This is a genomic window from Roseobacter sp. OBYS 0001 (genome assembly GCF_019654895.1).
GTDB lineage: Bacteria > Pseudomonadota > Alphaproteobacteria > Rhodobacterales > Rhodobacteraceae > Roseobacter > Roseobacter litoralis.
In genome coordinates, this window is the sequence record NZ_BPES01000001.1 from 426,905 (window position 1) to 450,542 (window position 23,638).

The window sequence follows — 23,638 nt, forward strand, 5'->3', positions numbered from 1 at the left end:
CGCTCACCTCAAGGTCTGCAGGAAACGAAAGCTCATGCCGTCGCGCATGAACCGGCTCTGTCGGCCTGTCTGGGTGCTCTCGGGCACGATGATGGCCTTGCAATGGGGGCGCACGAGTGTCACCGCCGCGTCGACCTGCGCACCGGGCGCGATATGCGGCAGCACCTCAAAAGCCGGTGTGACACCGGAGCTATCCGCTGTGATCTGTGCGTCCTGCACCCGGTGCAGAGCGTACCGCAGAGGGGTGGCGCCATAGGTAAAGCTGAGCATGTCGCCCCGGCTGAGCGCATAGCCCACGGGCAACCCCTTGAGACTGATCATGCGCGCGTCGGTGCCATCAAGCGCTGCGATCTGCACGGTGCTGGCCCCGAGAACTGAGCCTGTCGGGTCCTGTCTGGGATAGGGGTAGCGGGTATGTGTGGCCAGAAAGGACGACCCGGCACCGCGCATGAGATCGATCAGCGCCTGTGCGTCCTGCGCCTCCCATGGATTGAGCTTGCCGAGCATGACCTCGCCCTGCCAGAGGCGCGCGCCAATCGCCGCCACCAGCAGATCGCCGCCTGCGGTCCGGCTCATCTCTACCGCCTCCGGAAGATCAAACTCGACCGATTTGACGGGCAGCGCGCCCAGAAACTCCGCGTAAGGCATGGGAAAGGTAACTGGCATTATCCGCGCATCCTCGGGTCTTCATTGATCTGGCCGACACGCTGGGGCAGTGTCTCGCGGTCGTATTCCGCCAGCGCGCGCTGCATGCCGCGATACCCGGCTTCCTCGATCTCCCGGTCACCACGCGCGCCCGAGACATCCATGTTGACCTGCAAGGGCGCTGAATTGCCGTTGGCACTGGTGGGTGTACTGCCGCGCCGAGTGCCGACCATGCCGCCATTCGCCAGTCCGGGGATCGGTACACCGGCATTCATCAATTCGAGGATTGGTCGGTAACGACTGGCCGCGCGTGCATTCATCACATGCTCGCCATTGGACCCCATAAACAGAACTTTATCGTCCTTCGGGCCGCCGGGCCCAAAAATCGGACCACCCTCGGCACGTCCGGGGATCAGCATGGGGAACGCCGCGCCGATCAAACCGCCCCCACCGTTACCGAAAGGTCCGGTGCCGAGCAGCTGGCCCTGAATGACCACATCGAGCACCGATGCTGCGAGATTGCGCAATGTGTCTGAGACGCTCTTGCTCTTGTTGGTGATCGCATCAAGAACGCCGGTGGCCGCTGATCCGACCGTGTCCCAGGCGAATTGCTTGCGCTTGAGCGCGCTGGTCTCTGCTGCGTGCTGGCCCAGCAGGCCAGTGATCTGGTTGCGCTGTGCCTGCGTGGCCCCGGCAAGTGTTTCTCGGTTGCGGATCAACTCTTTCTGGATCGGGTCCATCTCGCGCAGGATGGCCAGCTCGTCGCGCAGGCTTTGGGTGTACTGTGCGATCTTGTCAGTGTCCGCACCGCCGCCACTATTGGACTTGTTGTTTTTGCCAGTGAGCGGGCTGCGCGAGATGATATCCGCCTCGCGCAGCCCGCTCTGGCCAAAGAACTCGCTCTGCACGTTCGAGCGCGCCTGATCAGAACCCAGTGGAGCCGAAAGGCTGCTGCCCAGAGCAACCATACCGCGCGCCACATCGAGACTGACACCCAAACGCTCAGCAAGGGCGGCGGCTGCCGCCGCCGCGGCCTCCACACCTTTGGGCATGTCCACAGAGGCAAGATCGCGCCCGGCGTCATAGGCCTCGAGCAGCTGCTGGCTCAGCGCCGATGCCTCAACACGCGTTTCAGCGTAGAGGCGATACTGGGCTTGCAGGCTTTCACGTTGCTGCTGGTCTGACTGCAAACGGGTTCGCGCATACACTTTGTAGGCTGCGGTGATGCGACCTTGAAGAGCCTCTTCTTTTGCAAGCTGACCTTCTACCTCTCTCATCGCGGCAATCTTTTTATCGAGGACGTCGATTTCCTGCTGCGCCAGCGACAAAAGTTTCTCCGACCCTTCCGCGCCTCGACCCTGTTGCGGCAGTTTATTCGCCAACGCCTGCCGCTCTGCCTCAAGCCGGGATATCTCGTTTTGAACTTGCAGTTCCGCAATCGAACTCATGCCGCTTTTTAGCAGTGCCAGGTTGTCCGTTGCTGTGACCGTTCGTTCCTCAATTTCCGCCAGAGCATCTGCAAACTTCTGGGAGTTATCTTCGGCACTCAAGGCACTTTGCGCATACTGAAAGAGGGCCGCACCGCCAGCGATGATGCCGATGGTGGCAAGGCTCACCGGGTTGATCATCCCCATAAAGGCGCTGCCAAGCGCCTTGACCGCCCCGCCAGCTCCCATAGGGCCTATGACCTGCGTGATCTGCGTACCCTGCTGAAGCGCCAGTTGCAGCGGGTTCTGGCCAGCTGCAAGCATCACTCCGATATCGTTAAACTGGGCGGTTAGATTGCCAAGGCTGCCCGCAGCCATTCGGTTGGCGGACGTGAACTTTTTGGCTTCGAGTGTGGCCCCGATCTGTGCGACCTTCAGTTCGGTCATCTTGGCTTTGGCAAGTGACACCTTACCACTAAACACATTGAGCTGATCTGCGCTGATTTTGCCCGCATCGCCAAAAGACTGAGCTGCGGAACCTACACCGCGAAAACTCGCCTTCAGCCGCTCATTCTCGTTGAGCGCCTGTTTGGCGTTCATATCAACGAGCATGGACAGCTTCAGGGTCACTCTTTCTCTCCGTTCATCGCGGCGCGTGCGCCGATCTCGACCATTTGAAGATCAGACCAGAGCGCTGGCGTAATCTCAGTTCCGGCCAGCTCCAGCCCGACCTTGACGCCCTGGTAATCCAATCCCACCGCGTGCAGACCGCCCTCCGCCAAAGACACGATGCGCCACTGTGTGCTGACCTCGAGATAGGCGAGCAGGGCGGGCACGTTTTCCTCCCAGACGGCGGTATCGTCCTCTTTTGTGGCTTGGGGCTGCGGGATCCCCCAGAAGGCCGCGTCGCTCGCGGCATCGTCCGCCGGGGGCGCATCCTGGGGCCGCTGCATCAGCGTGCCCTTCACAAAGGCGCGCCCGGCCCATTTCAGTTTCCCAGGCGGGCTTTGGTCACCGCGCTGATGTAGGTGTTCCACATCGCAAGCCGCGCGCCGTAATTGCTGATTATTGTCTCCAGCAGATCAGGGCTGAAGGCGATGGTGGCATCATCCTCATCCGCGATCTGATCCAGATCGACCACCGTGGCGCGCAGGAACTCTGTCAGATCGCCGCCCGAGTGGAGGATATCGTACTGCTCGACCATTTCAGCCGGCTGCACCTTGAAGCGGGCGCGGAACGTGTCCTCGCGGTGCCCGTCATCGATGGGCACCAGCACTTTGACGTCGGCCCAGAACTTGGGGTTTTTCTCAATCTTGAACATCGGCGGTGTTCCTTTCAGGGCTTCAGGTTCGGGTTTCAGGTAAGGGTCAGCGTCCACTGGTCGTTGCCCGCGTTCGTCCGGGGCACGAGGCGCAGCGGCCATTCGGTGATGTTCTGGGGTTGCTGCAGGCCTTGCGGGCGCTGCATCTGCGCCAGTGGCACGGCGATGGTGGCGATCTTACCCGCGCCCACACCGTGGCGCAGGTTCAGCGCCACATCCGTGGCATTCAGCGCCAGCGTGTAGGGATCGAGCCTGGTCAGCGGCACCGCCTGAATGGTGCATTCGATCTGCTCGGATTTATCCGTGATCAGGATGCTTTCGGGACCGACCAGAAACCGCGTTTCGACCGCGTTGCCCATTTCCATGGTAAAGCTGCGCATCACGGTTGTGACCGCATTCAGCGTGAAGGCGGTGAAGGTCTCGGTGACGTGCTGGGGTTTCTGCCAGCCGGTGAAGACGGGCGTCGGGCGGGTTTCCTCGGAGGGCAGCGCAAAGAGGCCGGTGAACTCGAACATGATGTGCGGGATGCCCTGGGCGGTCAGCTCAAAGCGGGCATTGCCCCGCGTGCCTTTCAGCACATGGCGGGTCGCGCCGATAAAGAAGTGGATCGTCAGGCTTTCGGCCCCGTTCGTGATCGGGTTGTAGGTCACCGAGGTGCCCGCGCTGATCGTCTCGGCAACACCACAGGCGCGCAGCAAAGGCCCCCATTGCGGGGCAAGCCCGGCCGTGCCGGAGGGGGCAAGCTCGACCTTTAAGCTCAGCTTTGAGTGCAGCTCCACCGGGATCGTACCCTGCGAGCCGAAATGGGGCAGTTCCAATTCCCGGTCGAGATCATTGCCCTCCATCGGGGTCAGGCTGACCTCCTTTGCATAGATCGCATCCGCGCCGCCGGGATCTTCGTCGGTGCCGTAGGTGGTCTCGATTGCGGCTGCAATGATCTTGTCGCGCCAGAAAAGCGGTTCCATTGATCAGGCTCCTTTCGCAGGCTTTGAAGGGGTGTTCGAAGCGGGTTTCGAAGGGATCGATTTGATCAGCTTGCCGCCCTTGTCACGGGTATAGCTGCCGCCCGTTTGTGGAAGCTCTTGCGCCATCAGAATATCCTCAGCTGGTCTGCGATGGTGAAATCCATCTGGTAAACAAAGGTGCCAGCGGATGAGCTGACGAGCGTGCCGCGCGCAAAACGAAAGACACCCACACTGTCTGTGGGGCCCCACCCGGCGATGGCCTCGATGATGCGAAAGATGAACCCGCGCAGATCGCCCAGCACGCGGCGGGCCATGGCTCCCTGATCGCGGATGGTCAGAATGATGCCCACGGTCTCCTCGAGCATCTGGGTGAAGGCACCCGCACTGCTGTCGGCGGCGCGCCCGGCAATTCCCAGCGGCAGGACGTGTGCTGCGGGCGTGTGCTGCGGCAGACGCTTGGCGCGCATCATTTCCGCAAAGGCACCTGCGCCCTCGACGCGGTGGTCAAGCTCGGCGATCTCGGCCTGCAATCTGGCGATGACATCCTCGATCATCAGATGAAGCCTTTCATGCTGGCTTCGGTCAGCGGGCGCTCACGGTCGGTCAGACGCGCGCCGGAGCTGCCGGAACCCGGTGCCTCGACGCCGTCAACGGGCAAGGTCACCGACCCTGCAGAGATGGCCTCAAGTGCGCGCATCGCGGCCTTGTAGTCCGCCTCGATCTTGGGGTTGGCGTCATAGACGTGCAGCTTGTAGATCGCGATATCGATGGCCAGCGTGCGGATCAGCGCGGGCGTCGCCGCCATCGGCAGGGCGTAGCGCTTGGCCACATACCCGTCGATCAGCGCGTCGGTGTCGGCCAGCGCGCGGTCGATCACGTCCGCATCGATACTGTCCGTGGCCACATCCCCGCGATCCGTGAGCTGGATCAGCAGGTTTTCACCAAACCGGTCAGTCAGATCTGCGAGGGTTGTGTAGGGCACGGGATCGGCATCCTTTCAAGGCGGTGGAGACGGGCAGCGGACCGCCCGTCGGGCTGATTACTTCAGGGCGACCGACACGCTGAGCGACGGCTCGTCTTCAAGCGCCATGATCTGGCGCACGCTCAGCGTGTCGGCGGGGATCGTCACAGGCTCCAACCCGAAGCGGTGGCCTGCGCGGTAAAAGCCCTTTTCGGGACCCGTGACCGTGATGATCATGTCCGCCGCGCCCTTTTCATCGAGCGGGTCGGGCATCGGGTCGCGGGTTTCGCCCAGCCCCTCGAGGATGACGGCCTGTCCGGACATGGCGCGGGAACGCTCAAGCAGCGACACGCGCCCCTTCAGTTCCGCCAGCTCCTGCAAGATGTGATCCAGAACCTTCATATCCTGTGGTGCGGCATCTTCGTCAGACGCAGGGGAGGAGGGTGCCGAACTGTCCGCCCCTGCGTCCTGAACCGCGTCCTTTTCAGGGGCGGGGTCAGGTGCCGGGACAGGTTCAGGGCCTGTCCCGGTTTGCGTCACGGTGTCAGCTTCGGGCTGATCTTCGCTCGACGCAGTAGAGGCCTCTGACGATTTGTCTGCGGCCTTTGAGCTGGTTGGTTTCTTGCGCGGTGCCATGTGAGGCCCTCCGATTTGAGAATTCAGGTGCAGGCTTCCCACCTGCTTGACCATCGGAGCCGCATCGGGACGCGACCTTGTGTTCAGGCGGGGCGCGATGGCTTCCCCTGGTATCTGGTTGCGGGGGCAGGGATCGAACCTGCGACCTCCAGCTTATGAGGCTGGCGAGCTACCTCTGCTCTACCCCGCAGAACTGTGCTCAGAGCCAGTCGGCCAGCATCATGCGCGCGGTGCCTTTCCACTTGTTGGTGGCACCGTTGGCCTGGCGATCTGAATTCAGCAGCTCGATGGCGGCACCTTCGAGTTCCTGCGGGACCACGAGCAGCTTGCCGCGCAGGCCGAGCTTGCGCCCGTGATCGCCCATCATGGTGCCGATGGCGACGCGCGCGGCCTCGTAGTTTTCCGCCGTCAGCGGCTGCTTGGAGCCATAGGCCATCTGCCAGAAGCCATAGCCTGTGTTGTTGCGGCCATCGACGCCGTAGACGAACTCCTTGTTCATGAAGACGTTCTGATCCGTCGGATTATCCATCGCCACGAACTGCGGTTTTTCGCGATCCTGATAGATGATCGGTTTCAGTGCGCGGCTGTCATCCATGAGGAACCAGGCGGGGCCGGAACCACCGCCGGTGTTGGAGACAGTAACGACGTCACCGTCCGGGCCGATCACCGGGTGGTCGGTGTCAAAGAAGTACTGACCATCATAGCAGCGGCTATCAAAACCCTCTGCCAGCGCGCCAAAGCACATCTGGTCGGGGTGCGCGCCGGTCGCGCGGCCCATCTCCGTGAAGAGCGGGCTGTAGATACCGAGATTGTCGTCGCGGATGTGATTGCGCTGCACCCGAACCGACAGTTCGAAATCCCTGTTCTTGATGGAATACTCATGCTCCATCAACGCCTGCAACTGACGAGGGCCGATCCATTCGCGCATGTTGGGCATGCTGCCGAGCCAGCCGTAGGTGTTCTCCGAGGTGGTTGAAGGCACGTTGGTCGCGATGGCGGCATACTGGCTTTCGACCTGCGAGAGGCCGGATTGATACATCCCGCTGAAGCCGGTGCGCAGAGCCGTGAGGGTTGAGGTGGTAACTAGCATTGTGGGGTCTCCTTACGCCGAGGCGGCTTGTGTGAGGGCTTCGTCAAAGCGGACCCAGACGCCACGTGCGTCCACACCCTCGATCACGCCCGCAGGTGAACGGGTGTTCGATCCGTTGGTGCGCGCGACCGTCTGGTCATCGACCGCGTAAGCGACAGAGCCGATATGCACGGCGGTGATCTCATCCGCACCGGCAGAGTTCGCGAAGGAATAGGTGCCCTGCCGGAAGACAACGGTCACGTCCCCGGCAGACCCTCCGGTATTATCGACATCCGCGAGGCAGACGCCGACGCCAACGGCTCCCGTGCCCACGCGCCCATCGAAGATATAGCCGGACGAATTGCGCATCAGGATCGCGCCGGTAAACAGCGTGGCATTTGCGGCGACCGCGCCTTCGCGCAGATCACCGTCGAGACGGGGCGTCGTGCGCCCTTTGGTCAGAGCAACCATTTAGGATGCCTCCTTGGTTTCAGATTGAAGGGCTTTGGCGAAGTCCTCTTCGGACTGGCCGAGCTGAGCGGCAACTGCGCGCTGATCGGCATTCAGAGACACCTCGCCGTCTTTCGGGGCGGGTGGCTCGATGGTGGTGTTTGTCGCACCCAGCTTGGGCAGCGTTGCCACAAGGGCGACGGCGTTTTCCGGATCCGCCTGGTGCAGCGAAATCCATTTGTCTTTCGACGCCTCATTCACGCCCGCACGGCGCTCGGCCAGGGCATTCTGAAAGAACGTCTCGGAGGCAGCCTCGGACTGGCCGGACTGCAGAGCGGTGACTGTCGCGCTCAACTCGGTCACGCTGGATTGAAGTGCGGCGTTGCTGGCCTGAAGCGCTGCGACCACCGTGTCATCACTTTTGGTCGCGGCCTGTGCGGCGGTCACGATGTCGGCGGGGGCGGCATCAGCTGCAAGCCCAAGGGCTATGCCAATCTCGCCAATAGCGGATTGCAGCGCCGGAACCTCAGCAGTGCTGTCGATCTTGGCTCTCATCGCAGCAACGACCTCGTCATCAGAGGCCGTGGCGGCGACACCCAGAAGTTCGCGTAACTTGTCCATAAGGGTCATTTCCTTATCCTGTTGTTGGTGAAGCGAGGCCATGCCCCGCAGGTTAGGTTTGTTCACAAGGCTGGCGCGCAGGATGGCGCGCACCTCTTTGGGGCCGCTCTTGTCGTGCAGGATCACGGGGCTGATCCCGCGATAGGCACGCGAGCGCACAAGACGTGAACCCTGCGCTGTCCATTCAACACGCCCCCAGATCCCGTCTTCACGCGCCTGCATTTCCGTGATCCAGCCGCGCGCTGGCGCGGGCTGACCCAGAGGGGCCGCGATATCGGTGGCGTGGTTTTCGTCGATGGGAAGGCGGGTGTCGGCCTCAAAACTGGCCGCGATGATCTTGGCGGTGTCACTTACATGATAAGGTCCCCGTGCATCTGATGTGTCGATCACGCCAGCAACACCTGCGGGCAGCAGGTGGATCCATTCAGGTGCGGCATCACCCGCCATTTCAGGCAGGGTCTGTGCGCTCATAAGGGCTGTAAGGCGTTCGGCTGGGCTCATGCAGCCTTTGTGCCGGATCAGGGTTTTGCGATACATCCACAAGCCTGTTGCGGAGGGCGCGTATCCCTTGCCTCAGACTAGGCCGGGCAGGGGGGCGCGGTCAATCGTCGACCGCCTCTTCAAGCCATTCTTCGATGGTCTGCAGGATCGCCACACTATCGGTGTCCGAGATCCCGAGAAAGGGGCGCGCGGGGATATTGCCCCACGGGATCGATCCGCCGCGCGCATCTGTTCCGAACGCACCCTTGGCGGCCCCGAACTGCATCACTGCCGCCTGCACCTTGTTGGTGCCGATCTCCAGCGTGGTGGGGCCTGCATCGTGAAAAAAGCTCTTGCGCAAAGGCAGCGTGTCGAGGTTCGGACCAAAGAGCGGGCGGAAATCGACGGCGAACCCCTTGCGCTCATATGCATCGATTGTGGTCTGTGACTTCGGGGCCCAGGGGATGCCATCTGGCGAGACACCTTCGTCGAACCGCTTTTCGGTCGTATCCTCAAGCAGATCGCCGATTACCTCGAAGGGCTGCGTGAAATCAGACAACCGCTGGCCCAGCTCGCGCAGCCCCGCCTCGATCTCGGCATCGTTGATCTCGACACTGTATCCGGTCATCGGTTGAACCACTCCTCGATCCAGTCGCCCCAGTCGCCGCGCTTGAGCCATTCCGTCAGCAGATCGGACGCGATCCGCTCCGGCAGACCGTCAATCTTGGGCTTGAGCGCGCGGATCGTATCATCGACGCTCGCACCTGGTGCATAGTCCCAGCCCTTGTCGATGCCCGCAGGCGCGCCGGTGCGCGGATCAGGGGCTGCCCAGTTCGCGGGCAGCTTAACATCAGGCTTGCCGCCCACACGGATGGCCCCGGCCAAAGTGCGCGCGCCGCGCACGAAACACGCACAGCCCCAGCCATTGATCGGATAATGCGTGCGCCAGAACGGGTGATCCACCGGCAGGATCAACCCGTCCCACGCCAGATGCTCCGGGCGATAGTTCTCGGCACCCGAATGACGATAGACGAGATATTTGAACGCGCCGCCAAAATGCTGCGCATGCCGCCCCGCCGCGCGCGTGGTGGCCAGATTGGTGCGGTAGATGATCTTCGTGCGCCATGCCTCGCCCTTTGCGGTTCCCTCGCCGGTCCAGCCGTGCCAGCCACGCCGCTCGACGATTGTGCGGAAATCACGCCGGAACTCTTCGAGCGACGTGCCCTCGGTAATGGCCTTGTCGATGGCCGCGCCCAGATCCTCCAGCAGATCGGCCTTGGTCGCTCCGGCCACCATGAACGCGCGGTCGTGCTGCGCGCGGCTGATATCGTCCCAGCGCGACGTGGGCACCAGATCGCCCAGCCGAAGCCGAAAGGCCGCGACCTGCTCCTTGAAGGGTTGCCGGAACGTGGCGCGCAGCGCGGGATCAGCCATCCGCGACCTCGGCCCGCCCGCCAGCCTCCGCCGCGATCATCGCATCGGCCAGTAGTTCCGCAAAGGCGGAGGCATCCAGATCGGGGTAGGCGGCAAGCCACATCTCGCGCACCTCGCCCAGCGATCCGGCGGCTGCCATCATCGCCTCCAGCTGCTCGATCATGCCCTGAATGAGCGGGGCGGCTTCTTCTGCCAGCCGGTCGCTCAGATCACCATCCGGCGTGGGCGCGATATTAGCCGCTCTCAGCGCGGTGGAGGCCTGTAGCGCCTCAAGGGCCGCAGGATTGCCTGACGCCCCGGAAAACCGTTTAAGAATGGCGCTATCGGCTTTAAATCCATCTGCGCCCGTTTCATCCGGCGCACGTTCGGCGGTTTGGCTCAAAATCTCCTCCTCTTCGCCCGGTTCCTCGATGCCCAGGCGCTTGTAGAGGCCCTTGGTGCCCACCCGCAGACCCAAGGGCACGACCTTGGTCAGCGCATCCGTCAGACCGGCGATGTCTTCTGGCTCCGGACGCGCGATGCTGAGCACCGGGTAATTCTGCTGCGGGCCGTATTCCAGATCCACGAACGGGCGCACCAGATCGCGGTTGATGATCGCCGAGAGCGCGCAGGCATCCGCCGTCTCGATGTCTTCCTGTACCTCGCGGTGTTCCTTGCCGGACCCCAGCCCGCCGGTCTCTGCATCCGTGGTTGCGGTCTGGCCGAGCACGGCCTTGGACATCTGCTTGTCAAGCCAGTCCGCACGCCGCTCGTAGTGATCCGTGCTCGATCCGACGTTGCCGCTCTCGATAAACTCGATGGCCATGCTGTCGGGTATGATGGCCGCACAATCGCCCGCGATCTCGGAGACCGCCCGGAACAGCGTGTCCTTGTCGGCCTCGGACGCACCGGGCCCCCACTTGCCGACCCGCAGGGGCTGGCCGTAGGTCTGGGTAAAGATCGCCCAGTCGCGCTCGGTGAAAGCCTTGAACATCCAGTTCCACGTGGCGATCCGTGCCAGACCCGACCGCAGCGCCAGACCCGATTTGGCTTTCATGCGCGCATCGATGAACTTGAAGGCGGGCAAGGGCTGTTCCTGCCCGTTGTCATCCAGCAGCATCGGGGTGGCCAGATCGGTGCGGTCAAACCGGAACCAGCGCGGGTCGCGCCATTCCAGCTTTTGTGGACGCCACTGTCCCATGGACGTTTCCCAGATGATCTCGGTGAAGCTGTAGCCCTTGCCGATGGCATCCAGAATGTCGAAGAGCTCCAGCGCGAGCTCCTTGCGTTTGAGCCAGTTGCGGATGGTCTCGGCGATCCGCTCGTCCTGGGCGCTGTCGGTCGCGGCCTCCACCGTGATGTCGAGCTGGCTGACAGACCGGCGGCGGGTGCCAAGAATACCAAGGTAGTGAGGGTTGCGCTCCTCGATGGTTTCGGCCAGCTCAAGATAGCGGATCGGGTCGCCCCGGTCCGCCGCGCGCAGGATCTCCGCCAGCCGATAGGGGTTCAGCCCGTCACCGGGATAGCTGGTGATCGGCGAGCGCACACCGCCCAGCGTGGGGGCGGCAACTTCCTGCTTCAGCTCAGCGCGGCGCATCGGTCTGCCGTAGTGGTCGTAGATGACGGGTTTATTGGCCATTTAAAGGCTCCTTCAAATAGCAATTCCATTTTTGACAGACCGTGCCATCACGATCAGCAAATCTCTGAACTCCAACGGTGTTGCAATGCGCGCCGTGCTGTCTTTAGGGCTGCGACTTTCGCACTGGAAGAAGAGGGCGACGCAGGATGTATCATGATTGCCGGTCCAGTCGCGCCTGTACCCACGCCAGATCGAGCGAGGTGATGATCAGCTCATGCGCCTCCGTGCTGGCCTTTTGGCCCAGCGAGTAGGTTGTCTTGATCGGTTCGATGTTTGCCCAGGCGAACAACTCGAGGATTTCGGGCGTCTCGTTGATCGACAGGATGAAATCACCCTTCAGGGTTTTCAGCTTGTCGGCGATCCGGGCGAAATCCTCCCGGCCAAAGGCGTCCTTGCCATAATCGCCCTCGCAGCCAAAGTAGGGCGGGTCGAGATAGAACAGCGCGCCGGGCCGGTCGATGCGCGCGATGAAGGCGGCATAATCCAGATTGGTCACCGTGACTCCGGAGAGCCGCGTGTGGAGCGCCTCGAGGTCCGGTTCCAGTGTGGTCAGGTTGAACCGCGCCGTGCGATCCGGTGACACTCCGAATGTGCGCTTGTCGACCTTGCCGCCGAAGGCCATGCGCTGCAGGTAGAGAAACCGCGCTGCGCGCTGCAGGTCGGTCAGGGTCTCGGGATCCACGGCAAGCAACCGCTCGAACCCGGTCTGCGTCGTAATCTGGAACCGCAAGAGGTCGAGGAAGGCAACATAATGCTCCTGAAGAATGCGAAACAGATTGTAGACATCGCGGCTGCGGTCGTTGATGAATTCGGCCCGCGCAGGTTGGGCGCGGCGCAGGAATATCCCGCCCATACCGACAAAGGGTTCCGCATAGGTCACGTGATCATGCGCATCGATGACGCGGCAGAGCCGCTTGGCGAGGTTGCGCTTGCCGCCAATATAGGGGGCGACGGGTTTGGCCCTGTTGCGTTCATTCATGTGAAAGGTTTCCCAGTTACGCCGCCCGGTGAAGGCGACCACATGTGTTTGCTGGTCGGCGGGGGTCATTGGTTGCTCCCCGTGTCGGTGGCTGGTGAGACAGCCGCTGGCCCTTCGCTTTCAGGCGCAGGGATAATGCGGTACCAGGTGGACAAGAGCACCGGGCATGTGGGTGAATTCATCGGCTCAAGATCGGTGGCCTTCGCGATCAGGTCGCGGGCATAGGCGGCGGCATCGATGTCCACGAGACCATGGCGCTTGAGGCATATGCGCAGTTCTTTCTCAGTGCGCTCGTGATAGGGCAGCAACCGCCAGAACTTGTAGGCAGCATCGACACGCTCTTGGGAAAAGGGCATCAGAGATCACCCTTCAAACGCTTAAATCTCTGCATTGCTTCAAAAGGTGTTCGCCCTTTTGCCGCTTCAACCTTGTAGAGGTTATGCCAACTGCCCATGAGTAAATGCACTTTGTGGGGTCCATACCCAACTCGGCTGCCGTCATATGCAACCCAGTCTCCGTCGCGGCCAGAGACCATAATGCCAGATGCTGATTTGCGTTTGTATTTTCCCGGCATTACACGCCTCCTCGCAACCGCGCGCCCAGCGGTCCGGCATATCTGTCCTTCCGGGGCATGTCGCGATCCCGGCGCGGTGTCATGGACATGCGGCCTTCGGCACGCTGGTGGCGTCCGTAGCTGCTCGCGGCGCGGTAGCCGTATTCCACCCAGCGCATGCGCGAGGCAAAATGCGCCAGTGCCAGACCGATGGCATAATCGCCGTGGCGCTTCTTGCCCTTCTTGTCCTTGACCTCGCCCTTTTCGTTGGTGCGGATGTCGGGCACGCGCGGGATGCCGCGCACAACCTTGACGGCGCGCATGTCGCCCAGGTGATCCTCATCCGGTCCGATGGCGATCATGTCGTCCTCAAAGGCCGTTTTCAAAGGCGGCATCTGGATGCGGTACCAGTCCTGTGTGAACTTGATGGCCCAGATCAGACCGGAACCTTCCTCGTCCTCTCGCAGGCCGAACCTGCGCCCCATGTCCTCGGCCACGGTCCAGCCCATGCCGGTCGCATCGAAGGCCGCACCCAGCAGGCGCTCCTTGAGGTGGTCGAGCACCATGCCCACGACCAGCTTTTGTTCGTCGCCCGGCACGTTGCGCATCTCGATGGAAAAGGCCTCGGTGCGTTTCATGTTCTGCTCGATGGCCAGCACCGGCAGACAGGACAGGTCGGCCACGCGCGCAAAGTCGAACCCGGCGGCATAGCTCAGATCCATGTCCAATCCGCCCAGTACCTCCTCGAGCTCTTCCAGAAACGGCGACATCAGGCTTTTCTGCGCCAGCTTGTCGAGGTGCAGATAATCCCCCGGCAGTTCCAGCCGCAGCACGGGGGCCTTGGCTGTCATGCGTGCCTCGATCAACGGGGCAGGGATCCACGAGCCGGAGGACATCGAGGGGACGCAGAACAACTCCTCGTCCGCGCCATCGCCGTAGAAGTCGATCAGGTCCTGTCGCCACTGCGCTTCGCCTTCGGGCGTCCATTCAGTACCGCTGACCAGACAGATGCGCATGTAGAGCCCGTCGTTGAGCGCATCGTCCAGATCGATCTTGAGGTGTTGGTAAGGCAGGCGTCCGCCCAGAATGTCCTGCACCTGTTCGTTGAAGGTGTTGTCGGCACCGTCATGCGTCGAGCAGACGATGACCTGACCACCCCAGATCAGGAAGGCCATGGCGGCTTTGATCAGCTCGCCCAGATCATCAACAAATGCCGCCTCGTCGATGATGATCACGCCCTCCTTGCCGCGCAGACCGCGCGGGGCGGAACTCAGCGCCTTGATCTGGTAGCCGGAGCCAAAGCGGATGCGGAAGGTCTGGATCGACTTGTCGCCGTCGGTGTCGCCTTCCTCAAAGAGGCCGTCCTCGACCTCGGAGGCGGCAATGTTGAAGGCGCGGGCCCACATCGCGCAGGCGTCCACGAACTCGCGGGTCATCTCCTGTGAATAGGAAATATACATCGCATCCATGCCGCGCCGGGATTTGGGCCGCGAGGCGCGCAACACGGCATAAGCCGCCAGCGCCCAGGTCAAACCGATCCGGCGGGATTTCTCGACGAAGAGCACCTTGGTCGAGACGGTATCGAGCAGGCCCACTGTTTTCGCCTGGTAGGGCAGCAGGACCTTAGGCAGCCCGTTGGTATCGGTGTCCACCTTGCCCGCCAGATCGTCCATGACGTCCATCGCCTCGCGGCGCTGAAACTCCCATTGTTCCTTGGAGACGGGGGCGTTCATAGCGACGCTCGATAGATCGGATTTGGTATTGGCGACGGTATCAAACAGACTAAGCTGATGAACACTTTAAAAAAGGATGATTCTAAATGATTGAACTGGCGACCATCATTGCGGGTCTTGCTGCGACAGATACAGGGCTGAAGACCGTCAAAACAGGTGCGGGGACGATCAAGGCCATCCAAGACCTTTTGCGCGGTAAGTCTGACGGCAGCGAAGTAGACGTCACGGCACTTAAAGAACTGATACAGGATTTGCGCGACGATAACCTGACACACCGGGAGGCGCTTCAGGAAGCGCGTGAGAAGCTTCTTGAGATCAAACGAACCGCAGAGAGTAGCGATGCGGCAGAAGAAAAACGGAATCTGTACAGAGTGCGAGACTTTGAGGCTGGTGGAACCGTGATGCAGCTCCGAAACCCGGATGAAACTGGCAGCTATCCTTCGACTGTTTGTTATGTTTGCTTTGAGAAAGAGGAAGTGTATCTGCCCATGGAAAAATTTGAGACTTACTTCGTTTGTCGAAACTGCAACAGAACCTTCGAATTTGCGCGTGAAGATCCCGCACCAACTGATTACGACTTCGATCCACGCAGCGGCATAAACAACACGACTGGCTATTAAACGCTGGTTCGTCACGCGCACACCTCCCAGTACCCATCACGCAGCCAGCCGTGCCAGTGATCAACATGATTAACGGAGGGTTTGAGGGTCGGGGACCCTTCAGGTCCGCACAGGTTCCATGTGGCGTGCCCGACCAGATCGGGCTTGAACTCGCGACCCACGACCAGCGCTGTGACGCAGCGGCACCCGCAGGGACAGCAGTACCAGAAATCGTGGCAGCCGTTGCTGTTGGGTTTCGACAGGTGGAAGCTGCCCGCCTGCCTGGTGTCGTTGAACTCCTCAAAGTCGTGAAACGCGATGGCCCGGATCATACTTCAATCCCCAGGATACTGGCCTTGATCTGGTTCTCCAATTCCTCGGACATGCCCACCTTGCGCGCGGTATCACAGGCTGCCGCTGCAGCCATCTCCAGCCCCATTTGCCGCTCTTTCTTGCGTTCGGCATCTTCGAGTATTTTCTCGCGCGCGATTGTGGACCCCATCAGATCCTTGAGCATCCGCCCGAGGTTCATCAGATCACTGGCGGGCAGGTGGCCATCTCCCTCGCGCACCGAGCGCATCATCTGCATGGCCGACGTGGCGATCATGGTCAGCAACGTGCGGTGCATGTCGCTTTCGGCCTCTAGGTCCATGTCGCTGAGCAAGGTCTCCGCCATGGAAAACGCCTCGCGCTGGTCCTTGAGCATCTTCGAGAAGTTGCCCACCGCCGTTTTGCCCACGCGGATCGAGATGCCATCGACTTCCAGCAGCGTGTTGAACTCCTCGGTGACCTCAACGATGTCACTAAAACCACGATCCGCCAGCATCCGCTTGAGGCGCTCGATCAACTCCTCCGGCACGAGGTCCAGTTTCTTGGGCGGCGGCATCTCAGATATCCAGCCCGAAGGGGATGAGACCCTCAACCACCTTGTGGCCCTGAATGACCTCCCGCCCGGCAGAGGTGATGGTGACCACTTCCATCGGACCCAGATTGGTGCGCTCGACAAAGCGGCGCTCTTCCAACCACGCCCATGTCTCCTTCATCTGGTCCTCGGTGGTCGGCAGACCGGCAGCGCGGCACCCCATCAACAGGATATCCGCATTCAGGCTGCGCGCGGGTTTACTGTCCTCAAGGTGCCTGAGCACGGCCCAGCGGCGTTTCTCGATTTCGACCTGTGCGACATTGTCCCGCCAACTGTTCATTTTGATTTCCCTTCATCTGAAGCGCGCAAAGCGCTTTCCCGGAATGTGTGCAGAATGCCCGACAGGATCCGCAGCTCCGCCGTGACGCTGCCCGCGAGGCCCGCGACCTCGACCTGAAGGCGCGCCAGATCGGATTGGCGCGCGACCGTCTCCATCGACCTCTCCACACCGCCAACGCGCCGCGAGAGAGAGTGGACGTCGTTCTTGACCAGCTGCAGCTCGTCGCCGATATGCTCCACGTCGCGCTCGATCTCGGTGACCTGAGACGCGATGTGTCTGCTGGTTCCGCTGGCCTTCTCGACCGCATCGGTTGCCACGGATTTCATACGCTTGTGCGCCCAGAAGATGATGCCGGAGGACACCCCGAAAAAGGTCAGGATCAGACCGACCACCATCTCGACACTGCGCAATGCGTCTACCCAAGTCGCCTCGTCCATCAGTAAAAGACCCAGACCAGAAGTGCCCAGAGGCACAGAAAAAGGAATGCCTCGACCGAGATCCGCGTCCAGCCCTGTCGCGGTGTCGGTGATTTGACGAACACCAGCGGGATCGAGACGACGAACAAGCCCGCGCCGACAATAAAGGACAGCACCTCCGGGGCCGGATGCAGGTTCCACAGATCGACGCCATGCGGCTTCACGATCCGTGCCAGGACATAATAGGTCCGCTCCAGCATCAAGCCGACGCAGGCGATGGCCAGCGCAGGTGTCAGACCGTGACCCAGCGCCTCCCACGCGATGCTATTGGCCCCGGCCAGCACAAGGCGCACCACGAGCACGATCAGCACGGCGATCATCGTCAAATGGCTCGCGATGGTCAGGGCGTTTTGTTCAAACCCCATCTCAGCGCGCACCTTTCCGGTTTCTGAACACGTCCTTGGCGGTGTGCCCGCCCATGTAGAGCGCCATGTAGGCCGCACTGATCTGCAACAGGATCGCAAAATCCGTGGGCGGCAGCGCGATCTTGAACACGGCATTTGCGATGTGAAGAATGACCATGTTCCAGAGCCAGAAAAAACCTATCAGATACATGCCCGCCGGTCGCCATGCTGCCTGCCATCCGCCGCGTGCGGTTTCCGCAAGCAGCAACGCTTCGCGGGTCTGGGTTTCAGCGAGCGCCACCTGCATCATGTTCGGCGTCATCGCCTCGACCTCCTTGATGGCCGACATGACGACTTCCGGTTCTTTTGCGGCGAAACCCTCCAGCTGATCCGGCGCGACACCGACACGCTCGGCAATGGCCCCGGCGACCTCTTCGGCGAGCTTTGCGTTGCCCGACCCGATGCGGTCGCTGAGCAGCTTGCGCACCATGGGCGCGCCGATCTGGGCGGCGAGTGAAACTAGAGCCATGCTCATGGGATCAGTGTCCTCTCAGTTTGCGGGCGAGATTGGGGAAGCGATGCGCCATTTTGGCGGCAATGACGTCGCGGTAGGACCACGCCAGATACAGCGCGAGCAGCAGACCCCAGCCCGCCACAAGGGCCATGGCGGAGATTGCCTGATCGACAGGGATGGTGTCCGTAGCTCCGGCGGTTCCGGCGGCGCCCGCGCCCGTCCCGGCAACTGCGGTGTTCGTTTTGACCTTGGCGCGCGCGTCGATCCGGCGCTGCAGCGTTGACAGGGTGGCGCGCCCGATGATGCCATCGACTGTCAGGCCGTGATCAAGCTGAAACGCGCCCGCAGCACCCGCCGCGACGCCCAGCACATTGTCACCGGGATCATACCCGAGCAGCTTGAGCTCTTTGCGCAACGTGCCGATTTCGTCCTGTGTCAAAGGCAGCGTAATGCGTGCAAGGCGCGGCTCGACGCGCTGGGAGACCTCTTTGCCGTAACTGGCATGTGCAATCAGATCGAACTCTTCCTCGCGACGTCGCACCAGACCGGGCAGGACACGCCCGCCGCCTTTTTTCCAGAGCTTGATGCGACGCTTGACCTCGCCCCAATCTCCGTCGAGCCACGCCTTGACCCACGAGGCCTTGGCAATCTGCCCGGTGTTGAAGTGAAAGCTGACGCCGCCATCGAACTCATGCTGGTTGGCACCGGGCATTTGCCGCGCGACGCCGGGTTCATAATTGCCAGACAGGGCTTGCGCGAGCAGGGCGCTGGCCTCTTGCCGGGTGATCTTCATGCCCGCTTTAGGTGTGATGATGCCCGTGGCTTTGGTGAGCCCTGCGCCGATTGTCCAGTGACCAGCGGGGCAGAGGTAAGCCTTGAGAACGACGCCCTCGTGGCGTTCCAGAAATGCGATGCCTTCTGCACTTGTTTTCATGATCTGACCCCGGAAATGACACGGGGCCCGGCGCGCCCGCGTTACACGTCCAAGATGACGGCGCAGAGCGTTTGGATACATCCGCAAGCCTGTTGCAGAGAGAGGTTTTCAGAGCAGGGGGAGTTGACGGGGATCGCCCGGATCGCTGCGTACATCGGCGATGTACTTACGCACGGTCACGTCGGACACGTGCAGTCTGCGGGCAATTTCTGCCACGGGCAAGCCCTTTGATCGCAGCGCCTGCGCGATCCAGCGTCGGGGTGTCGGCACGCGGGCTTTCAGGCTGGTCGAGGCCTCCGCCAGCGCGCGGGCTTTTTCGAGGCCGACGAATTTGGCGACGCGACTGCCACCGCCCGGATTGGTTGGCATGTAGAGCTCAGCCCCGCCAAAGTTCAGCAGAAACTCAACGGCCAGATCCTCGCCGAGGATATCGACGTAGGGTTTCACATTGGCGGGCGGGGTAATGCTCATTTGCGCCTCCGCTGCCACCGACGGGCCCGGTTGCTCAGCGGCGCGCTCACGCCGTGGACGGTGACCACACGCCCGCTCTTGCTGATCTTGTAGCTCACACCGTCCGCCTTGATGCCACAGGCACCGTTCTCACGCCCCTCGGCGGTGATTTCGGTGATCCGCGCGCGCACACCATCGATGTCCACGCCGTAGACCCGCTCCAGATAGCGCAGGACCGCGTGGTCCGATACGATATCGCGGGGCGTCTTCATTTGCCGGTCCGCCTGAAATCAAAGTCGATCCCGGCGCGTTTGCCCCACGCCTTGAGCGCGCGGATTACATCGTTGATCTGGTCGGGATCGCGCAGCATGTCGATATCGACCGGCACGGATCCCCAGGCATCGCCGAACTGGCTGCGCAGGAAGGCGTTGAGACCGGCGCGTCCGGGCCTGTCCAGCGCTCCCGCCTCTCCCAGCTTGCGCCAAAGCACGTGACACAGCCGCAGATCGGCACGTGGGGCGGCAGGGCGCTTTGAAGGGGCCTTTGAAGCTGGATTAAAGCCATCGCGCTTGAGCCGAGCCAGCAGCGCGTTCATCTCATCCTCGTCCATGTCCGACATGCTGGCCTTGCCGCAGATTTCAAGCTGGAGGGCGCGGCGGCTGTCTTGATCGATGCCAAGCTCGCGGCAGCCCACATGGATCATCTTGCGCAGGGCGTTGTTCACGATGCGCTCCTGATAAAGAGGGGCGCGCGCGGTTTGCGCACGGTTTTGAAGGGTGCACGGATCACATGGCGTCGCGCATGGGATGCCTCGTTCTTGGCAGCGCGCTTGATGGCGATGATTGCGGCCTCGACCTCTTCATCGCGCCTCTTCTCCAGCCACTTCAGGCCGTGCAACACCGACGTGTGATCGCGCCCGCCAAAGGCCAGCCCGATCTGGACCAGGCTTTGATGTGTGAGATCGCGGGCCACCCGGTAGGCCACCGCCCGGTACATCACGAAGCGAGCGTGCCGCTTGGGTGTCAGCAGCATCTCTTGCGTGATCCCGAAGTATGCAATCGTGGCTTTCTGGACCTCTGCGAGGGTGACTTGGGTCATGCGGCCAGCTCCGCGATATGCTGATCGTGCAGCTGTGCCCACAGAACCCAGATGCCTTTGCGCGGCATCAGATCACGCCTTCGCCATATCGATGGTGACATTCTGCCAGGGCGCATCGAAGCGCTCCCGGCGGCGGCAGCGGATGTAGGTTTTGGAGCCCACGACCCGCTGGGCGTCACGGATGGCATCCATCGCCCGCTGCCAGCGTGCGTCTTCGATCTTGAGGCGCGTCAGCTTGATGATTTCGGCGCGGTTCACCATTCCCGCCTTGTCGGTGTGAAAGGCGTTGCTGATCACGGCGCGGATTTCTGGACGGGCGTCCTCAGACCACTCGGTCAGACACTGATCGACCAATTCCTTGGCGACCTGCAACTCGGGGCCGAAGTCGATGAAGTCGTTGATCCGCACCTCGATCATGAACAGCCCGTCGACGGTCTTCAGCTGCATGTTGCCCTTGGGCCCACCAACGCGCGCCCCATACTCTTCGGTCAACAGATCAACAAAGGTGTCGATGTCCTCGATCACATGCGCTTTCTGGCGCGCGACCTGCTCACTGAGTGCGATCCAGAAGCCTATGATCTTGCGCACGGTCTCGTCCTGAAGCTGGTCCTGAGGCTTGACCATCTCGAGCGGGACCAGCCCGCCCTTTGCGTCCTGCATATAGATTTGGCCATTGGCCTCAACTTTGCCATCGGGGATCGGAAAGGGGGTGAATTCAGTCATTGGGCGTTTCCTTTTTGATTTCGGGTGAAAGGTGTTTGGCGAGGGCAGCGCAAAACTGCTGCAGCGCCTCTTTCTGGCCGCCGTCCAGATTATCCACCAAGTCACAGAACTCGGTGAAATAGGCGCTGTCGGGCACAATGTCCTTGGCGACCTCGGCAAAGACGTAAGGCGTCTGCTCGAGGTTGTCGGAGAGTTTGGTCGCCATCTGGTCGCGCAGAACATCGACCTCAAAGTAATAGTCAGACATTGCGAGCCTCCTCTACGCGCGCATCGCCACGGGCCTGCGTGTTCAGAGCCTTGGCGATCTTCTCTGCCATCGCGTTTGCATCGCCTGCCTGCTTGTGGATTTCACAGATCACGCGCTGGTCCGAGACCAGTGTTTCGGTGCCGTCATGTGCGCGCACCTCGTGGCGTTTGATCACGAAGGGGCCCGAGGCCTGATAGCGCCCGTCGGCGGGGTGTTTACGTTTCATCGCTTGTCCTTTTCGAGTTCAGGGTAATGGGGCTGGCGCGCGGCATCTGCTGGATGGCCGGGCAGAATACCGCTTGCGACGATCATCAGCGCCATGGCCTCGATTTCATCCATGGTGCAGAGCGTGGTGCCGCGTGGGCCCATCAGATCGACCTTGGCGACACCGCTGGCGGCAAGGCGGATCATGCGATCTGCGGACATGGGCTCAATCTGCTTGGGCATCGGGGTCATCCTTCTTGAAGCGCGGGCAGGTCTGACACGCGCGAAACATCATCACGCGGTCCGGGCTGGGTGAGGTGAGTTTCACGGCCTGATCGCGCCAGTTCAGGCAGTCCGCGGACGTGATCCAGTCGAGGGCAGGGCACTTGACCTGGCTGATGCAGATCGTGGAGCGCACGCGGTCCTCAAGGTTGGCCATGTTGCCGCGATAATCATTGCGCAAAAGCGAGCTGATCACGCCGGGCGAGCGGTCGATCCGGGCCGCGACCTTGCTTTGGGATGAACCGGGCGCATCACAGGCCGCAACCAGCGCTTCGATCCAGTCGGGGACGGTGCCCCACGCCTCGCGGGCGATTTGCAGACGCGCGCTCACAGCCGGGCTCCCTGTACATGCACAACGCGGTCTTCGTTGGCGTCGATCACGACTTCGCGGCGCTTGACGTCGGGGGGCAGAGGGCCGCTGTCGTTGACCAACTGGTAGCGCGCCGGGCGGTTGCCGGTGGCGCGGGCCTTCTGGAGGACCTTGAGATATCCGGCGGCGAGCAAGGAGGATGCGAACTTGCGCACATCGTCTGCGCTCACAGCCTTGTCGGTTGCCGCGAGGGCGGCGACGACATCGGCTTGCGTGAACTGGCGCAGAGCGCGCATCGCGCCCCACATGGAGCCATTGGGCGTGGCGCGTTTGATGGCGGCGCGCTGCTGGGCGACCTCTGTCGAGAGCATCGTGTAAAAGGGCGTGCCCGCCTTGCGCGCGACTTCGTTGATCTTGCCCTGCGCGCGCAGGGTGCGCAGGAAGTGTTTGCGCCGTGTCGTGGGCCCGCCAACCGTGGCCAGAACCTCTTTGTTCGTAAATTGCGGATGGGCGTTCATAAATGCCATCATCGTTTCTTTTTCCTGCTCGAAATCAGCCTCGAAAGTGTTCATCCAATGCCCCTCCGTGGTGCGGGTGCGGTTGTGTGGAACAGGGGCCTGTTGCCCCATGTCTTGTGCGTGATCGCGGTGACGCCCTCGGTGCGGCAGACCTCGACCACATAGGCGATGTCCTTGCTGATGTTGCGGGCGTTGCCGTTTCTGCTGTTCATGATGTGGGTCAGCATCGTGTCGTCGATATCCAGACCGTCGGCATAGTTCTCAGCCAGCAGGCGCACGTCGCGCAGGTTGGCAGGCTCAGCCCCGACCCAAGACAGCACCCGCCCGTCGACCAACTCATGGCGCTGGATTTTCTGCGGGAACTTTTCCATGCCGATCAGGATCACCGGCACGCCGGAGCCGTCAAACATGTCGCGGATGATTTCGATCATGCCCCGGTCGACCGCATAATCTGCCTCGTCGATGATCAGCGGTCGGTCAGACGTCGCCAGACCATAGTTGACCTGTTTCTGCATGTCGCTGAGTGTCTTTTCGGGGGCAATCGACAGCTCCCGCAGGATCTCGGTCAGAAGGGTCTTTTTCGTCCAGAGCTTCTGCACCGAAATGTGGATCGCGTCGTGCTGGACCTTGGCGAAAATGCAGGCAAACGACTTACCCAAACCCGGCGGACCATAAAAGACCGCCATGCCGGGCAGGCCAAACTGCCGCCTCTTGACCCGCTCGATGAGCTGGTTGAGTGCCGCCACATTGCGCAGAGGCTTCACCCTGTTGCCTATTGAAGTATTTCGTGTCATTTTGCCTCCGTTGAAGGTATCTACTGAACCGTCGCTCGGGTGCTGCCGAGC

At 61.7% G+C, this 23,638-nt stretch carries 38 protein-coding genes and 1 tRNA gene; 1 reads left to right on the plus strand and 38 read right to left on the minus strand.

The genetic code is table 11. The features are described 5' to 3' along the window. Nucleotides 1-3: 3 nt before the first annotated feature. From K5Q35_RS02040 to K5Q35_RS02130, 20 genes are all read right to left on the minus strand, one after another. Complete coding sequence (locus K5Q35_RS02040; RefSeq protein ID WP_220798236.1) at nucleotides 4-666, minus strand: hypothetical protein; 663 nt, start codon at nucleotides 664-666, stop codon at nucleotides 4-6. Next, the gene (locus K5Q35_RS02045) at nucleotides 666-2,702 is read right to left on the minus strand and encodes a phage tail length tape measure family protein (protein WP_220798237.1); all 2,037 of its coding nucleotides are present in this window, start codon (nucleotides 2,700-2,702) and stop codon (nucleotides 666-668) included. The genes K5Q35_RS02040 and K5Q35_RS02045 overlap by 1 nt, the downstream gene beginning before the upstream one ends. Then, nucleotides 2,699-3,025 carry a DUF1799 domain-containing protein gene (locus K5Q35_RS02050; RefSeq protein WP_220798238.1) on the minus strand — a complete coding sequence of 109 codons (327 nt, stop codon included), beginning with the start codon at nucleotides 3,023-3,025 and terminating at the stop codon, nucleotides 2,699-2,701. Before K5Q35_RS02050 ends, K5Q35_RS02045 begins: the two co-directional genes overlap by 4 nt. 35 nt (nucleotides 3,026-3,060) lie before the next feature. Beyond that, on the minus strand, nucleotides 3,061-3,393 hold the full coding sequence (locus tag K5Q35_RS02055; protein ID WP_220798239.1) for a phage tail assembly chaperone: 333 nt from the start codon (nucleotides 3,391-3,393) through the stop codon (nucleotides 3,061-3,063). A gap of 35 nt (nucleotides 3,394-3,428) precedes the next feature. After that, the gene (locus tag K5Q35_RS02060; RefSeq protein ID WP_220798240.1) at nucleotides 3,429-4,358 is read right to left on the minus strand and encodes a phage tail tube protein; all 930 of its coding nucleotides are present in this window, start codon (nucleotides 4,356-4,358) and stop codon (nucleotides 3,429-3,431) included. Nucleotides 4,359-4,361: 3 nt separating this feature from the next. Beyond that, entirely contained in the window at nucleotides 4,362-4,484 is a 123-nt protein-coding gene (locus tag K5Q35_RS22565) for a hypothetical protein (protein ID WP_259650432.1), read from the minus strand. Then, on the minus strand, nucleotides 4,484-4,912 hold the full coding sequence (locus K5Q35_RS02065) for a hypothetical protein (protein WP_220798241.1): 429 nt from the start codon (nucleotides 4,910-4,912) through the stop codon (nucleotides 4,484-4,486). Before K5Q35_RS02065 ends, K5Q35_RS22565 begins: the two co-directional genes overlap by 1 nt. Then, on the minus strand, nucleotides 4,912-5,340 hold the full coding sequence (locus K5Q35_RS02070; RefSeq protein ID WP_220798242.1) for a gp436 family protein: 429 nt from the start codon (nucleotides 5,338-5,340) through the stop codon (nucleotides 4,912-4,914). The genes K5Q35_RS02065 and K5Q35_RS02070 overlap by 1 nt, the downstream gene beginning before the upstream one ends. A 57-nt stretch (nucleotides 5,341-5,397) precedes the next feature. Beyond that, nucleotides 5,398-5,955, minus strand: coding sequence for a hypothetical protein (locus K5Q35_RS02075; RefSeq protein ID WP_220798243.1), 558 nt, complete (start codon nucleotides 5,953-5,955; stop codon nucleotides 5,398-5,400). 115 nt (nucleotides 5,956-6,070) lie between these two features. Further along, a tRNA-Met gene (locus tag K5Q35_RS02080) sits at nucleotides 6,071-6,145 on the minus strand. A gap of 9 nt (nucleotides 6,146-6,154) precedes the next feature. Then, nucleotides 6,155-7,045 (minus strand): Mu-like prophage major head subunit gpT family protein, encoded by an 891-nt coding sequence (locus K5Q35_RS02085; RefSeq protein WP_220798244.1) that lies wholly within the window; start codon nucleotides 7,043-7,045, stop codon nucleotides 6,155-6,157. 12 nt (nucleotides 7,046-7,057) lie between these two features. Continuing rightward, nucleotides 7,058-7,495, minus strand: a complete 438-nt coding sequence (locus K5Q35_RS02090; RefSeq protein ID WP_220798245.1) for a hypothetical protein — start codon at nucleotides 7,493-7,495, stop codon at nucleotides 7,058-7,060. Beyond that, nucleotides 7,496-8,632: a phage protease gene (locus tag K5Q35_RS02095; RefSeq protein WP_220798246.1), complete on the minus strand. Its 1,137-nt coding sequence runs from the start codon at nucleotides 8,630-8,632 to the stop codon at nucleotides 7,496-7,498. It lies immediately after the preceding gene. A gap of 64 nt (nucleotides 8,633-8,696) precedes the next feature. After that, the gene (locus K5Q35_RS02100) at nucleotides 8,697-9,203 is read right to left on the minus strand and encodes a phage virion morphogenesis protein (RefSeq protein ID WP_220798247.1); all 507 of its coding nucleotides are present in this window, start codon (nucleotides 9,201-9,203) and stop codon (nucleotides 8,697-8,699) included. Next, complete coding sequence (locus tag K5Q35_RS02105) at nucleotides 9,200-10,009, minus strand: phage minor head protein (protein ID WP_220798248.1); 810 nt, start codon at nucleotides 10,007-10,009, stop codon at nucleotides 9,200-9,202. Before K5Q35_RS02105 ends, K5Q35_RS02100 begins: the two co-directional genes overlap by 4 nt. Beyond that, nucleotides 10,002-11,627 (minus strand): DUF935 domain-containing protein, encoded by a 1,626-nt coding sequence (locus K5Q35_RS02110; protein WP_220798249.1) that lies wholly within the window; start codon nucleotides 11,625-11,627, stop codon nucleotides 10,002-10,004. The genes K5Q35_RS02105 and K5Q35_RS02110 overlap by 8 nt, the downstream gene beginning before the upstream one ends. Nucleotides 11,628-11,778: 151 nt before the next feature. Then, the gene (locus K5Q35_RS02115; protein WP_220798743.1) at nucleotides 11,779-12,606 is read right to left on the minus strand and encodes a DNA adenine methylase; all 828 of its coding nucleotides are present in this window, start codon (nucleotides 12,604-12,606) and stop codon (nucleotides 11,779-11,781) included. Nucleotides 12,607-12,671: 65 nt separating this feature from the next. After that, nucleotides 12,672-12,962, minus strand: a complete 291-nt coding sequence (locus tag K5Q35_RS02120; RefSeq protein ID WP_220798250.1) for a hypothetical protein — start codon at nucleotides 12,960-12,962, stop codon at nucleotides 12,672-12,674. Continuing rightward, on the minus strand, nucleotides 12,962-13,180 hold the full coding sequence (locus K5Q35_RS02125) for a hypothetical protein (RefSeq protein ID WP_220798251.1): 219 nt from the start codon (nucleotides 13,178-13,180) through the stop codon (nucleotides 12,962-12,964). The genes K5Q35_RS02120 and K5Q35_RS02125 overlap by 1 nt, the downstream gene beginning before the upstream one ends. After that, nucleotides 13,180-14,892: a terminase large subunit domain-containing protein gene (locus tag K5Q35_RS02130; protein ID WP_220798252.1), complete on the minus strand. Its 1,713-nt coding sequence runs from the start codon at nucleotides 14,890-14,892 to the stop codon at nucleotides 13,180-13,182. Before K5Q35_RS02130 ends, K5Q35_RS02125 begins: the two co-directional genes overlap by 1 nt. An 86-nt stretch (nucleotides 14,893-14,978) precedes the next feature. Here K5Q35_RS02130 and K5Q35_RS02135 point away from each other — a divergent pair, with 86 nt between their 5' ends. Then, nucleotides 14,979-15,512, plus strand: a complete 534-nt coding sequence (locus K5Q35_RS02135) for a hypothetical protein (RefSeq protein WP_220798253.1) — start codon at nucleotides 14,979-14,981, stop codon at nucleotides 15,510-15,512. A gap of 11 nt (nucleotides 15,513-15,523) precedes the next feature. On the opposite strand, the gene K5Q35_RS02140 is transcribed toward K5Q35_RS02135, so the two are convergent. The 18 genes from K5Q35_RS02140 to K5Q35_RS02225 form a co-directional block, all read right to left on the minus strand. Then, on the minus strand, nucleotides 15,524-15,823 hold the full coding sequence (locus K5Q35_RS02140; protein ID WP_220798254.1) for a DUF6527 family protein: 300 nt from the start codon (nucleotides 15,821-15,823) through the stop codon (nucleotides 15,524-15,526). After that, nucleotides 15,820-16,377, minus strand: coding sequence for a phage protein Gp27 family protein (locus K5Q35_RS02145; protein WP_220798255.1), 558 nt, complete (start codon nucleotides 16,375-16,377; stop codon nucleotides 15,820-15,822). Before K5Q35_RS02145 ends, K5Q35_RS02140 begins: the two co-directional genes overlap by 4 nt. A 1-nt stretch (nucleotide 16,378) precedes the next feature. Then, the gene (locus K5Q35_RS02150) at nucleotides 16,379-16,693 is read right to left on the minus strand and encodes a hypothetical protein (RefSeq protein WP_220798256.1); all 315 of its coding nucleotides are present in this window, start codon (nucleotides 16,691-16,693) and stop codon (nucleotides 16,379-16,381) included. Further along, nucleotides 16,690-17,130 carry a hypothetical protein gene (locus K5Q35_RS02155; RefSeq protein WP_220798257.1) on the minus strand — a complete coding sequence of 147 codons (441 nt, stop codon included), beginning with the start codon at nucleotides 17,128-17,130 and terminating at the stop codon, nucleotides 16,690-16,692. The genes K5Q35_RS02150 and K5Q35_RS02155 overlap by 4 nt, the downstream gene beginning before the upstream one ends. Continuing rightward, nucleotides 17,130-17,534 (minus strand): hypothetical protein, encoded by a 405-nt coding sequence (locus K5Q35_RS02160; RefSeq protein ID WP_220798258.1) that lies wholly within the window; start codon nucleotides 17,532-17,534, stop codon nucleotides 17,130-17,132. The genes K5Q35_RS02155 and K5Q35_RS02160 overlap by 1 nt, the downstream gene beginning before the upstream one ends. A gap of 1 nt (nucleotide 17,535) precedes the next feature. Next, nucleotides 17,536-18,048: a hypothetical protein gene (locus K5Q35_RS02165; protein ID WP_220798259.1), complete on the minus strand. Its 513-nt coding sequence runs from the start codon at nucleotides 18,046-18,048 to the stop codon at nucleotides 17,536-17,538. A 4-nt stretch (nucleotides 18,049-18,052) separates the two neighbouring features. Further along, nucleotides 18,053-18,961, minus strand: coding sequence for a lysozyme (locus K5Q35_RS02170; protein WP_220798260.1), 909 nt, complete (start codon nucleotides 18,959-18,961; stop codon nucleotides 18,053-18,055). Nucleotides 18,962-19,069: 108 nt separating this feature from the next. Then, complete coding sequence (locus K5Q35_RS02175; protein ID WP_220798261.1) at nucleotides 19,070-19,432, minus strand: helix-turn-helix domain-containing protein; 363 nt, start codon at nucleotides 19,430-19,432, stop codon at nucleotides 19,070-19,072. After that, on the minus strand, nucleotides 19,429-19,683 hold the full coding sequence (locus K5Q35_RS02180) for a hypothetical protein (RefSeq protein ID WP_220798262.1): 255 nt from the start codon (nucleotides 19,681-19,683) through the stop codon (nucleotides 19,429-19,431). The genes K5Q35_RS02175 and K5Q35_RS02180 overlap by 4 nt, the downstream gene beginning before the upstream one ends. Further along, a complete protein-coding gene (locus K5Q35_RS02185) occupies nucleotides 19,680-20,135 on the minus strand; it encodes a gp16 family protein (protein WP_220798263.1) in 456 nt (151 codons plus the stop codon). Before K5Q35_RS02185 ends, K5Q35_RS02180 begins: the two co-directional genes overlap by 4 nt. Then, nucleotides 20,132-20,509, minus strand: a complete 378-nt coding sequence (locus tag K5Q35_RS02190) for a helix-turn-helix domain-containing protein (RefSeq protein ID WP_220798264.1) — start codon at nucleotides 20,507-20,509, stop codon at nucleotides 20,132-20,134. Before K5Q35_RS02190 ends, K5Q35_RS02185 begins: the two co-directional genes overlap by 4 nt. Nucleotides 20,510-20,581: 72 nt before the next feature. Beyond that, the gene (locus K5Q35_RS02195; protein ID WP_220798265.1) at nucleotides 20,582-21,232 is read right to left on the minus strand and encodes a DUF3164 family protein; all 651 of its coding nucleotides are present in this window, start codon (nucleotides 21,230-21,232) and stop codon (nucleotides 20,582-20,584) included. Further along, nucleotides 21,225-21,479: a hypothetical protein gene (locus K5Q35_RS02200; protein WP_220798266.1), complete on the minus strand. Its 255-nt coding sequence runs from the start codon at nucleotides 21,477-21,479 to the stop codon at nucleotides 21,225-21,227. Before K5Q35_RS02200 ends, K5Q35_RS02195 begins: the two co-directional genes overlap by 8 nt. After that, nucleotides 21,472-21,705, minus strand: a complete 234-nt coding sequence (locus K5Q35_RS02205) for a hypothetical protein (RefSeq protein WP_220798267.1) — start codon at nucleotides 21,703-21,705, stop codon at nucleotides 21,472-21,474. The genes K5Q35_RS02200 and K5Q35_RS02205 overlap by 8 nt, the downstream gene beginning before the upstream one ends. Continuing rightward, nucleotides 21,702-21,926 carry a hypothetical protein gene (locus tag K5Q35_RS02210; protein ID WP_220798768.1) on the minus strand — a complete coding sequence of 75 codons (225 nt, stop codon included), beginning with the start codon at nucleotides 21,924-21,926 and terminating at the stop codon, nucleotides 21,702-21,704. The genes K5Q35_RS02205 and K5Q35_RS02210 overlap by 4 nt, the downstream gene beginning before the upstream one ends. After that, entirely contained in the window at nucleotides 21,910-22,296 is a 387-nt protein-coding gene (locus K5Q35_RS02215) for a hypothetical protein (protein WP_220798268.1), read from the minus strand. The genes K5Q35_RS02210 and K5Q35_RS02215 overlap by 17 nt, the downstream gene beginning before the upstream one ends. After that, the gene (locus K5Q35_RS02220) at nucleotides 22,293-22,847 is read right to left on the minus strand and encodes a hypothetical protein (RefSeq protein WP_220798269.1); all 555 of its coding nucleotides are present in this window, start codon (nucleotides 22,845-22,847) and stop codon (nucleotides 22,293-22,295) included. Before K5Q35_RS02220 ends, K5Q35_RS02215 begins: the two co-directional genes overlap by 4 nt. After that, nucleotides 22,844-23,587 (minus strand): AAA family ATPase, encoded by a 744-nt coding sequence (locus K5Q35_RS02225; RefSeq protein ID WP_220798270.1) that lies wholly within the window; start codon nucleotides 23,585-23,587, stop codon nucleotides 22,844-22,846. The genes K5Q35_RS02220 and K5Q35_RS02225 overlap by 4 nt, the downstream gene beginning before the upstream one ends. Nucleotides 23,588-23,638 lie beyond the last annotated feature (51 nt).

Excerpts from the sequence above, each read along its gene's own strand:
- K5Q35_RS02140 (WP_220798254.1), bottom strand. The coding sequence starts at position 15,823 with ATGATCCGGGCCATCGCGTTTCACGACTTTGAGGAGTTCAACGACACC.
- K5Q35_RS02195 (WP_220798265.1), bottom strand. The coding sequence starts at position 21,232 with ATGACTGAATTCACCCCCTTTCCGATCCCCGATGGCAAAGTTGAGGCC.
- K5Q35_RS02220 (WP_220798269.1), bottom strand. The coding sequence starts at position 22,847 with ATGAACACTTTCGAGGCTGATTTCGAGCAGGAAAAAGAAACGATGATG.
- K5Q35_RS02060 (WP_220798240.1), bottom strand. The coding sequence starts at position 4,358 with ATGGAACCGCTTTTCTGGCGCGACAAGATCATTGCAGCCGCAATCGAG.
- K5Q35_RS02160 (WP_220798258.1), bottom strand. The coding sequence starts at position 17,534 with ATGGGGTTTGAACAAAACGCCCTGACCATCGCGAGCCATTTGACGATG.
- K5Q35_RS02200 (WP_220798266.1), bottom strand. The coding sequence starts at position 21,479 with ATGTCTGACTATTACTTTGAGGTCGATGTTCTGCGCGACCAGATGGCG.
- K5Q35_RS02145 (WP_220798255.1), bottom strand. The coding sequence starts at position 16,377 with ATGCCGCCGCCCAAGAAACTGGACCTCGTGCCGGAGGAGTTGATCGAG.
- K5Q35_RS02090 (WP_220798245.1), bottom strand. The coding sequence starts at position 7,495 with ATGGTTGCTCTGACCAAAGGGCGCACGACGCCCCGTCTCGACGGTGAT.
- K5Q35_RS02175 (WP_220798261.1), bottom strand. The coding sequence starts at position 19,432 with ATGAGCATTACCCCGCCCGCCAATGTGAAACCCTACGTCGATATCCTC.
- K5Q35_RS02155 (WP_220798257.1), bottom strand. The coding sequence starts at position 17,130 with ATGGACGAGGCGACTTGGGTAGACGCATTGCGCAGTGTCGAGATGGTG.
- K5Q35_RS22565 (WP_259650432.1), bottom strand. The coding sequence starts at position 4,484 with ATGGCGCAAGAGCTTCCACAAACGGGCGGCAGCTATACCCGTGACAAG.
- K5Q35_RS02170 (WP_220798260.1), bottom strand. The coding sequence starts at position 18,961 with ATGAAAACAAGTGCAGAAGGCATCGCATTTCTGGAACGCCACGAGGGC.
- K5Q35_RS02165 (WP_220798259.1), bottom strand. The coding sequence starts at position 18,048 with ATGAGCATGGCTCTAGTTTCACTCGCCGCCCAGATCGGCGCGCCCATG.
- K5Q35_RS02055 (WP_220798239.1), bottom strand. The coding sequence starts at position 3,393 with ATGTTCAAGATTGAGAAAAACCCCAAGTTCTGGGCCGACGTCAAAGTG.
- K5Q35_RS02100 (WP_220798247.1), bottom strand. The coding sequence starts at position 9,203 with ATGACCGGATACAGTGTCGAGATCAACGATGCCGAGATCGAGGCGGGG.
- K5Q35_RS02050 (WP_220798238.1), bottom strand. The coding sequence starts at position 3,025 with ATGCAGCGGCCCCAGGATGCGCCCCCGGCGGACGATGCCGCGAGCGAC.
- K5Q35_RS02210 (WP_220798768.1), bottom strand. The coding sequence starts at position 21,926 with ATGCCCAAGCAGATTGAGCCCATGTCCGCAGATCGCATGATCCGCCTT.
- K5Q35_RS02135 (WP_220798253.1), top strand. The coding sequence starts at position 14,979 with ATGATTGAACTGGCGACCATCATTGCGGGTCTTGCTGCGACAGATACA.
- K5Q35_RS02065 (WP_220798241.1), bottom strand. The coding sequence starts at position 4,912 with ATGATCGAGGATGTCATCGCCAGATTGCAGGCCGAGATCGCCGAGCTT.
- K5Q35_RS02110 (WP_220798249.1), bottom strand. The coding sequence starts at position 11,627 with ATGGCCAATAAACCCGTCATCTACGACCACTACGGCAGACCGATGCGC.
- K5Q35_RS02085 (WP_220798244.1), bottom strand. The coding sequence starts at position 7,045 with ATGCTAGTTACCACCTCAACCCTCACGGCTCTGCGCACCGGCTTCAGC.
- K5Q35_RS02190 (WP_220798264.1), bottom strand. The coding sequence starts at position 20,509 with ATGACCCAAGTCACCCTCGCAGAGGTCCAGAAAGCCACGATTGCATAC.
- K5Q35_RS02120 (WP_220798250.1), bottom strand. The coding sequence starts at position 12,962 with ATGCCCTTTTCCCAAGAGCGTGTCGATGCTGCCTACAAGTTCTGGCGG.
- K5Q35_RS02205 (WP_220798267.1), bottom strand. The coding sequence starts at position 21,705 with ATGAAACGTAAACACCCCGCCGACGGGCGCTATCAGGCCTCGGGCCCC.
- K5Q35_RS02075 (WP_220798243.1), bottom strand. The coding sequence starts at position 5,955 with ATGGCACCGCGCAAGAAACCAACCAGCTCAAAGGCCGCAGACAAATCG.
- K5Q35_RS02125 (WP_220798251.1), bottom strand. The coding sequence starts at position 13,180 with ATGCCGGGAAAATACAAACGCAAATCAGCATCTGGCATTATGGTCTCT.
- K5Q35_RS02115 (WP_220798743.1), bottom strand. The coding sequence starts at position 12,606 with ATGAATGAACGCAACAGGGCCAAACCCGTCGCCCCCTATATTGGCGGC.
- K5Q35_RS02180 (WP_220798262.1), bottom strand. The coding sequence starts at position 19,683 with ATGAAGACGCCCCGCGATATCGTATCGGACCACGCGGTCCTGCGCTAT.
- K5Q35_RS02040 (WP_220798236.1), bottom strand. The coding sequence starts at position 666 with ATGCCAGTTACCTTTCCCATGCCTTACGCGGAGTTTCTGGGCGCGCTG.
- K5Q35_RS02095 (WP_220798246.1), bottom strand. The coding sequence starts at position 8,632 with ATGTATCGCAAAACCCTGATCCGGCACAAAGGCTGCATGAGCCCAGCC.
- K5Q35_RS02225 (WP_220798270.1), bottom strand. The coding sequence starts at position 23,587 with ATGACACGAAATACTTCAATAGGCAACAGGGTGAAGCCTCTGCGCAAT.
- K5Q35_RS02150 (WP_220798256.1), bottom strand. The coding sequence starts at position 16,693 with ATGAACAGTTGGCGGGACAATGTCGCACAGGTCGAAATCGAGAAACGC.
- K5Q35_RS02105 (WP_220798248.1), bottom strand. The coding sequence starts at position 10,009 with ATGGCTGATCCCGCGCTGCGCGCCACGTTCCGGCAACCCTTCAAGGAG.
- K5Q35_RS02130 (WP_220798252.1), bottom strand. The coding sequence starts at position 14,892 with ATGAACGCCCCCGTCTCCAAGGAACAATGGGAGTTTCAGCGCCGCGAG.